This window comes from Streptomyces sp. WG5, assembly GCF_049974565.1.
Taxonomy (GTDB): Bacteria; Actinomycetota; Actinomycetes; order Streptomycetales; family Streptomycetaceae; genus Streptomyces.
The window spans coordinates 1-1,720 of record NZ_JBNGGC010000114.1 but is presented as its reverse complement, the minus strand read 5'-3'; the positions used below and the strand labels follow the sequence as shown (position 1 = coordinate 1,720).

General features: G+C 69.7%; 1 protein-coding gene. It reads right to left on the bottom strand.

Annotated features, from left to right (window positions below; all coding sequences use genetic code 11):
- Positions 1-63 precede the first annotated feature (63 nt).
- Positions 64-1,611, bottom strand: a complete 1,548-nt coding sequence (locus ACP4IX_RS36095; protein ID WP_426558866.1) for an IS1182 family transposase — start codon at positions 1,609-1,611, stop codon at positions 64-66.
- Between the last annotated feature and the right edge of the window lie 109 nt (positions 1,612-1,720).

Below are 1,720 nucleotides of genomic sequence, written 5' to 3'. Positions count from 1 at the left end.
CTAGAAGACTGATGAAGATCTTGCTGAGGGGCTGTCCGGCCGGAGGCCGGGCGGCCCCTTTGGTCATCCGGTGGCCATGTCGAGGTGCCAGCTGTGGTTGGCGCGGGTGAGACCGAGGTTGATCAGACGGCGGAGGTTGAGGCCGGCGGCCCGGTGGTGGAGCCAGGTGTCGTTCTGGATGGTGCCGCGGTAACGCAGGCGCCGGTTGCCCCGGTGGACGAGCCAGGCAACGGCCCGTTCAACGGGTGGCCGCCAGCGGCGGTAGGTGGCCTGCCAGCCGGAGTCGGTGGCGGCCTGGCGGCGGGCCTCGGCCATCAGATCGTGGTGGGGCCGGATCGTGACGATGCGGCCGGCCTTGGCCTTGGTGCACCGCTCCCGCAGTTCGCAGCCGGCGCACTGCTCTGCTGTGAAGACGGCCTTTCGCTGTTGGTGCATGCCGGAAGGCGGCCGTAATTCAGCGGTTCTTCCCCTTGGGCAGACCACCGTGTTCCCGACGGTGTCGATGGCGAAGTCGTCCAGGGTGAACCCGCCGGGGACGACCGGCCGCAGCGGAGCGGGCTTGAGGAACAGCCGGTGCCCGGCCTCCGTGAGAGCGGTCCGGGCCTCTTTGGTGCAGTAGGCGGTATCACCCAGGACGTCGAGCAGACCGTCCTCGTCGGCCAGCAGGCCGAGACCGATGACCGCCTCGTGGTTGGCCGTGCCTGCTCCGGGGGTGAGCGCGACGGCGGTGACCAGCCCAGTCTCCGGCTCCATGGCCAGGTGGGCCTTGAAACCGTCCTGGTAGTGGGACCGGGTCTTGTGGACGTGCCGGCTGTCGGGATCGACGGTGGAGACCACCCGCTCGGACGCGGTGCCCCGGCTGATCCTCCAGCGGCCGTCCCGCCCGTCCGAGCCGTCCGCAGGCTCGACGTCCTGGCCCGCGACCAGGGCCAGCAGCCCGACCGCATTCGCCGCCTTCTCCCCGAGATTCTGCTCGGGCAGATGCCCCAGGAGCCGCAAGGCGTCACCGACGAGAGCGTCGACCAGGGCGGCCCGGGCCTCCTCGTCGTTCCAGGCGATCCGCGGTTTGCCCGGGACCGAGTAGTCGTGCGCGGTGCACTGCCTGGCCGCGACATCGGACGCTCCGGGAACCTCACGGATCACCGCCCGGATCGCGGACACCAGCTGGGTAATGGTGTCCTGGGTGGCCACCGCATCGTCCAGCACGGTGGAGTCCAGTGCCCTGCGCTGCTTGCCCTTGAGCACGCCGGTGGCCCGCACGACCTCCCGCACCGCGTCGAAGATCCGGTGCGGACGGGCCGAGCGGGCCAGCCGCCGCCGGAAGTACGACAGCAGCGACGGATCGAACGCCGTGTCATGCAGGCCCAGCCCACATGCGGCCTTCCACCGCAGGTCACACCGCAATTCCTGAACAGCCTCGAAGTCCGACAGACCATGCAGGGACTGCAGCACCACCGCCGCGGCGAGAACCTGCGGCGGCATACTCGGCCGCCCGTTCGCCGACGGATACATGTCCGCGAACATCTCCGCCGGAAACAGCACCGCACGATGCTCCGCCAGGAACGCGAAGACACTCCCCGCCGGGATCAACTCCCGACACGACTCCCACACGTCCGGCCCGACCGTCTCCCCGGCCCACTCCCCTTGAACCACCACACGAGTCTGGCCCCACCGCAGACGCGGCGGGGCCAGAACCCAAGATCTTCATCAGTCTTCTAGG